Annotated in this window: 5 protein-coding genes; 3 read left to right on the top strand and 2 right to left on the bottom strand. The window is 61.3% G+C overall.

Annotation, left to right across the window (positions count from 1 at the left end):
- The first annotated feature begins 210 nt into the window (after positions 1–210).
- Positions 211–1,881 carry a thiamine pyrophosphate-binding protein gene (locus ACIP6G_RS17675; protein WP_400291580.1) on the top strand — a complete coding sequence of 557 codons (1,671 nt, stop codon included), beginning with the start codon at positions 211–213 and terminating at the stop codon, positions 1,879–1,881.
- Positions 1,882–1,954: 73 nt separating this feature from the next.
- On the top strand, positions 1,955–2,992 hold the full coding sequence (locus tag ACIP6G_RS17680; RefSeq protein WP_400291582.1) for an endonuclease/exonuclease/phosphatase family protein: 1,038 nt from the start codon (positions 1,955–1,957) through the stop codon (positions 2,990–2,992).
- Here ACIP6G_RS17680 and ACIP6G_RS17685 read toward each other — a convergent pair.
- Complete coding sequence (locus tag ACIP6G_RS17685; protein WP_400291584.1) at positions 2,989–4,290, bottom strand: D-arabinono-1,4-lactone oxidase; 1,302 nt, start codon at positions 4,288–4,290, stop codon at positions 2,989–2,991. The two genes, ACIP6G_RS17680 and ACIP6G_RS17685, sit on opposite strands and share 4 nt — an antisense overlap.
- Positions 4,287–5,477 carry an alanine racemase gene (locus tag ACIP6G_RS17690; RefSeq protein ID WP_400291586.1) on the bottom strand — a complete coding sequence of 397 codons (1,191 nt, stop codon included), beginning with the start codon at positions 5,475–5,477 and terminating at the stop codon, positions 4,287–4,289. Before ACIP6G_RS17690 ends, ACIP6G_RS17685 begins: the two co-directional genes overlap by 4 nt.
- Before the next feature lie 113 nt (positions 5,478–5,590).
- Here ACIP6G_RS17690 and ACIP6G_RS17695 point away from each other — a divergent pair, with 113 nt between their 5' ends.
- Entirely contained in the window at positions 5,591–6,355 is a 765-nt protein-coding gene (locus tag ACIP6G_RS17695; RefSeq protein ID WP_105658967.1) for a hypothetical protein, read from the top strand.
- Positions 6,356–6,880: the final 525 nt, after the last annotated feature.

The raw sequence follows: 6,880 nt of genomic DNA on the forward strand, positions 1-6,880 counted from the left end.
TGCGAGATCGCCCCGGGGAAGTGTTAATGGGAAGGCGCACTAGCGGCCTAGCGCCAGGCGCGGTTCCTGCCTTATCATCAGTGAGTCAGGAACATGGCCCCGCCAGGTTCCGGCGCTCTCAAAAGGGGCGATACCCGTTGCGGTCCAGCAACCGGTAACGGCAGACATATATGGAATTTCTTCAGCACGATTTCTTGAAAAGAGTCCATAATGTCTAGCGTTTCAGCTGCCATTGCCCACGCCCTCAAGCCGCTGGCCCCGCGGATCTTCGGATTGATGGGCAACGGCAATGCCCACTTCCTCGACGCCGCAGTGCGTGCAGGCTTCGGCTACACCGCCGTGCGCCACGAATCGGCCGCCGTTTCGGCCGCCGACGCCTACTTCCGCATCTCCAATAAGCTGGCCATCGCCTCCACCACTTACGGTGCCGGCTACACCAACACCATCACCGCACTGGCTGAAGCCGCCGCGGCCCGGACCCCGCTGCTGTTCGTCACCGGCGACGCGCCAACTTCCGGCCTGCGTGGATGGGACGTCGACCAGGCCGCGATCGACACAGCAGTGCGAGCGCCGCGCTACGTCGTTGACCGCAACAACCCGGGTGCCATCGCTCTGGAGGCGGCCGCCCTGGCGTTGCGCGAACGGATGCCGGTTGTTTTGGCGATCCCTTATGATTTGGCCGCGGTGGATTCGCTCGAAGAGCAGCTGCCTGATTTCGCCTCCCTGCGCAGCACCCCTCCGGCACCGCAGCTGAACTCCACCCAGCTGGAGCAGATCGCTGGAAAGCTCAACGCCTCGCAGCGCACCCACATCCTCTATGGCCGCGGCGCGATCGATGCCGCGGCGCAGGTCCAGTCGCTGGCGCAGAAGCTGGACGCCACCACCTCGGGTACCCTGCTGGCCCGCGACCTGCTGGACTACGAGTTCGATTTGGGCATCACCGGAGGCTTCTCCACCGAGGCCAACGCCCGGATCATCGCGCAGGCCGATACGGTATTGGTGCTCGGCGCCTCGTTGAACCAGTTCACCATGCGTTTTGGCGATCTGGTCGCGCAGGATGCCAGCTTGATCCAGATCGACCTGGGGTGCGCCGCCACCAACCCGCGCGTGGACTATTTCGCCACCGCCGATGCGACCCTGGCCGCCGCGGACCTGCTCGGTGCGGTGGAGCAGGCGCAGGGCGGATGGCGTTCAAGCCTGGACCTGTCCAATCTGCGCACCCGTCCGGCCGGTGACGACCTGGCCGCCGACGGGCAGCTTGATCCGCGCCGCGTGGCCAGCGAACTGGAGAAGATCCTGCCGGCCAATCGCGTGCTGGTGCAAGACGGCGGCCACTTCATCGGCTGGGGGCCCATGTACTGGTCGACCACCGGTGCACGCTCCTTGAGCTGCGTGGGCACCGCGTACCAGTCCATCGGCCTGGGCATCGCTTCCATGGTGGGCGCAGGCCCGGCGGCGCAGGGGCGCACGGTCGTGCTGGCCGCCGGCGATGGCGGCTTCCTGATGGGCCTGGCGGACCTCGAATCGATCGTTCGCACCGTGGAAAGTGGCGTAATCGTCATCTACAACGACTCCGCGTACGGAGCGGAAATCCACCAGTACGGATCCGTCGGCCTGCACGAAGACCCGATGCTGATCCCGACCGTGGATTTCGCCGGTATCGCCAAGGCCATGGGAGCCACCGGAATCCGCGTTGACACGCTCGAAGACCTCGCCGGGGTCCAGCAGTGGGTGGATGCCGGAGCCCGGGGCGTGTGCCTGGTGGATGCCCGTGTCTCGATGCATGTGCGTGCTCCTTATATGGACGAGGTCCTTTCCGCGAACAAGAAGGCCGCCGCGGCTGCGGCATTACAATCCGGTAAAGGTGGTGGCAAGCGGTAGCCGAACGTCGTAGGGTGGTTGAGTGCGCAAGTTATTAGTCGGAACAGCAAGTCTGGGTCTAGGGGCACTGTTGATGTTCCCCGCAACCGGCGCTTTTGCTGCACCCACTGGACCTGGCGACTCGGCGGGTGCCAGCGCAGCGCAGCTTTCCGAGACCTCGCTTCGCGTGGCAACCATCCAGGCAAATCTCAGCGGCGAAACTCCCCAGGAGCTGCCCGCGAACCTGATGCGCGGATCCGACCGCCAGGCGGCGCAGGTTGCAGACAAGATCAGCAGCGCCAATGCGGACGTGGTGGTGCTGACAGATATGGACGCCACCCAGGACGCGGTTGATGCACTGAACGACCAGTATCTGAACAATCCCGACGATGCCCGCGCCGATGTGGAATACGGGTATTCCTACCTGGCCGTGGGCTCCAAGGGCCTGCAAAGCGGTGCCGATCTGAACGCTGATGGCGTCATCGGCGGCGCCGAGGATGCGTGGGGCCAGGCTGCATTCGCCGAGCAGGGTTCGATTGTCGTGCTATCGAAGTACCCGATTGCACAAGACCAGGTCACCAGCGTTTCCCAGCTCAAGTGGCAGGACGTTGCCAACGACATGATGCACCACACCGACTTCTCTGGTGTGCTGGCCGCCTCCATTCCGGTGATGAGCACCGGGCTGTGGGACATTCCCATCCAATACCGTGGCGAGCCGGTGCATATTCTTGCGACCCAAACCCAGCCAGATGCGCAGGACCAGGAATTCGCCAAGGCACGCCAGGCTGATGAGCTGAAGGTTCTCACCGGCTACCTGGCCGGAGAGGACTACGTTCGCACCGATGAGGGCGAGCAAGCAGAAGGAGTCGGCGAAGACCGCTATGTCATCGCCGGCGCACTTGGCTTGCAGGAGAACGCGGCAGATCGCGTTGAACCATTCCTCCAGGGGCTCAAGCGCGCGAATGCTTTGAATGATTCCGGCAGCTACCTGGTCCCCAGCGCAACTTGGCAGGTATTGGGCCAGGGCCGCATCCAGGAGCATCCGCCAAGCAGTCCCCAGCCCCTGCCCGGAACGGTTCCGGACTTGGTGAAAGCATCAAGCCCGCTGATCTGGACCGATGTCCAGTTCTAGATGCCGAGCAAACCCCGCAGATAAGGATTGAGGAATCGTCCCTCCGGATCGGCAGTTTGGCGCACCCTCGTGAAATCGCTGAATTTCGGGTAGAGCTGCGCCAAATCCGCTGCTTGCAGGCTATGTTCCTTGCCCCAATGCGGCCGGCCGCCCAAAGAACGGAAGATCTCTTCCATGGCCGGGAAGTATCCCGGAGCCTTATCCCGAATGTAGCGGTGCACGGCAATGTATGCTGTCTGCCTGCCGCTGGCGGTACCCAACCAAGTGGAGTCCTCGGCCGCGGTACGCACCTCGACAGGGAAGGAAACTCCAATTCCCGAACGCCTGAAATACGCTCGCACCTTCGCGAAAGCTTCATCGAAGCCAGCTAGCGGCAGCGCATACTCCATCTCGGTGAAGCGCACCCGTCGCGCACTGGTGAAAGCTTCATTCCATGGCGCGATGCTGCTGCGCTCCGGCAGGGCCGCGCAAGCCACCTCATTCAATTTGGCAGTGGTCCGGGGGGCCGCTGCGCTCAGCGAGCTGAGCAGCTGCAACGCGCCATTGGAGAGCAGTTCATCGTTCAGCCAGCGGGCCACCGCAGGCGGTTGATCGGCAGGGACCTGGCCGTCGAGCCGGGTATTGATCTTCACCTGGGCTTTGCTGGTGCCCGGGAACCAGAAGAATTCCAGATGGTCTTCTTGCCGGGCACGATCAACAAAGCTTTCGGCGATCTGCCCGATGGGTTCGATGGATTCGGCTGCACGCATCATGTAGTAGGGAACGCACCGCAGCCGAACGTGGGTGAGCACCCCCAGTACTCCCAGGCCAAGCCGGGACGCCTCGAATAATTCGCTATTCTCCTGCGCGCTGGCGCGCAGATGGGTCCCATCGGCCAGCATGAGCTGCACTCCGGTGACCGTTGCGCTGAATCCGCTGAATTCCAGGCCCGTGCCGTGGGTGCCGGTGCTGATTGCTCCAGCGACCGACTGCTTGTCGATATCTCCCATATTCTCCAACGCGAGGTTGAAGGGCCTGAGCAGGGCGGGGATCTGCCAGAGCCGGGTTCCGGCGCGGAACGTCACCTCGTGGGTGCGAGCGTCGACTTCCTCGATGCCGCGAAAGCCATCCAGATTCAGCAAGATCCCGTCGGTATCTGCCAGCGGAGTGAAGGAATGGCCTGCGCCGACGGTGCGCACCGGCTGGTGCTGGTCGGCGGCCTGCTCCAGGCTCTGCGCTAATTCTGCGATGCTGCGCGGAGAATGGACAGCTGCTGGGTGGGAGACCACTGTGCGTGCGAAATTCCTGAAAGTACTCACAGGAATGCTTTCCCTTCTCCACGGTAAGTAGGCCATTGTTCGACGATCCTGCCCTTGGAGTACACCGCCGCCTTATTAACCCGTTCGGCCGGTTCACCGGACTTGGCATGGCGCAGCCACACGGTATCGCCAATGGCAATGCGATGCGCCGAGGGGCCAGTGAGCGGAGTCTGCACTTCGCCGGCTCCTTCCATGGCCAGGTAGCGAAGCTTCTTGGGATGCTCGATGGTGGGCAAGCGGTCCTTGCCGGCTGGGCCCGATGCGGCCCAACCGCCACCAAGGATGGTGACCGTTCGCTCATCGGGACGGCGGACTACCGGGAATCCCAGGTACAGGGCAGGGGTGGGGCGGAATGCGCGGTAGGAATCGAAGAGCGCGGGCGCGAATAATCCTGAGCCCGCGGCGATTTCGGTTACCGCTGGTTCTTGGATGGTGCTTTCTACCGAACCGGTACCTCCGGCATTTACAAACCGCAGGTCGCCGAGCTCCCGTACCAATTCCACGGTTTCGGCCCGGCGGTCCGCCAGTTCGGCGGCGCTGGCTTGGCGCAGCTTGCGGGCGATCAGTGCCCTGGGGCTGAAACCCCCATCGGGGACCGAAGCGATTTGGGATTCGTAGCCCATCAGCCCGTCCAAGATGAAGTTGCGCCGGCGGTGCACCTGGGCGGCCAGTTCGGCGACCTGTTCCGGCCGGGTCAGCGGGGAACGCGCGGCGCCGATACGGAGGTTGCTGCTGGGGTAATAGGCAGCATCCAGTTCCAGGGCGACCTTCAGCGGCCCGTGCCCCGGTGCGATCCTGTCGATCAAATCCAACTGCTCTTGGGTATCCACCATGAGCGTTACCTCTTCGCGTGCCTGTTCGCTGGCGGCCCACCGGCTGATCGCTTCGGCATCGGTTTGCGGGTAGGCAACCACCAAGTCCTTCAAGCCATGGCTGGCCAGCCATAATGCTTCGGCCAAGGTGAAGCAGAGAGCGCCGCGGAAACCGGGCTCATCCAGGACCCGTTCCAATGCCTTGCGTACACGCAGGGATTTGGACGCGATGCGAATCGGCACACCTCCGGCCCGTTCGCGCAGGGCGATCACGTTGGAATCGAAGGCATCTAGATCGAGCAGCGCGACCGGATGCTCCGAGATCCCGGCGCTTTTCAAGGCGTGGTTATACCGTTTGGCCTGAGCGTTCTTCATAGGCCAACTCTTGCACCAGCGTCGGGGAGTTTCAAGGAATTTTTCAAGACGCTTGCTTGAAAGCGCAAAGCCCAAGGTAACTCTCAGGGTCTTGCGGTTAAGCTGGAGCCATCATGAAAAACGATCCGATTTCAATGACTTTGATTGGCAAAGATGGAAAGCCGCGCTCCGGCGTGCAGGACGCCATCATGAAGGGCATCGGCGTGCAGCGCCCGCTGGTGCTTGCCTACATCAAGAGGCTGCGCAAAAAGCACCCTGACGCTACTACTGCCCAGCTGGCAGCTATTGTCGAGCGCGATTACCTGCGCGTAGTTACCGGTTCCGGTGCAGCCGTGGGTGGAACCGCAGCCGTTCCCGCTGTTGGTACCGGTATCGCCCTGGGCCTATCCATAGCTGCGACCCTGGGCTTCCTGGAAGCCTCGGCGCTGTATGCGCAAAGCCTGGCAGAGCTGCACGGCATAGCCATCGACGATCCGGATCGATCACGAGTCCTGGTTATGGGCATCATGATGGGCGATGAGGGCAGCTCGATGATTGCCGGATTGACTTCCCAGGCCGCAGGTCGCGGTGGGGGTCCAATCCAGGGATGGGCCAAGTCCTTCGGTGCCAGCAAGTCCACGAGCATCTACTCTGCAATGCAGCGCACCATGCAGAAGAAGTTCCTGCGCAAGATCATTGGCACCCAAGCGGCTAGCACCATCGGCCGTTTGGTTCCGTTTGGGGTCGGCGCGGCCATCGGTGGCGTAGGCAATCGATATATGGCCAAGCGCGTGATCGAGAATGCGGCAGTGGCCTTCGCCGGCATTCCCACGGTGGCGCCAAGCTCTCTGCCCCTGGATGATCCTAGAGTCATTGACGCAGAGATCGTCGAGGACTAGCTGAATCGCGGTAGCCGGCCACTGAGATGGTCGGCTACCGGCTTTTAAGACGAATTTTTATGCGTTTTACAGATTTTTGCGAGCACCGAACCGCATGAACCCGGGCTTTAATCGGCGCTCCGGAATTAAGTGTGCACGGTCACCGTCAAAAACCACCCACCCGATTTGCAGGACCCCCAAAACCTGTGTATAGTTTTTCCTTGTCGCCGAGAACAAAACGGAAGAAATAACCGGATGTGAAACGGCGGCAGAACCCCAGAAAATCAAGGTTTTTCCACAGTCTTGTGGACAACAATTGAAAAGAATGGGAACTGAGAATACTGGTTCAAATCACAAACAATGGATTTGACTTTCAGGAATTCGAAGTTATAGAATATGAATATAACGCTGGACGAAATTACCGCCTGAAATGGTGGGTAAAGAACCGGTAAGTGTTTGTTGTTTGAGAACTCAATAGTGTGCCAAGTTTGTTGATACCGAATATTTTTATTTGGTGAATACATAACATTTGCTTGAGGCATTGCA

This window comes from Glutamicibacter sp. NPDC088483 (genome assembly GCF_044753145.1).
Classification (GTDB): domain Bacteria; phylum Actinomycetota; class Actinomycetes; order Actinomycetales; family Micrococcaceae; genus Glutamicibacter.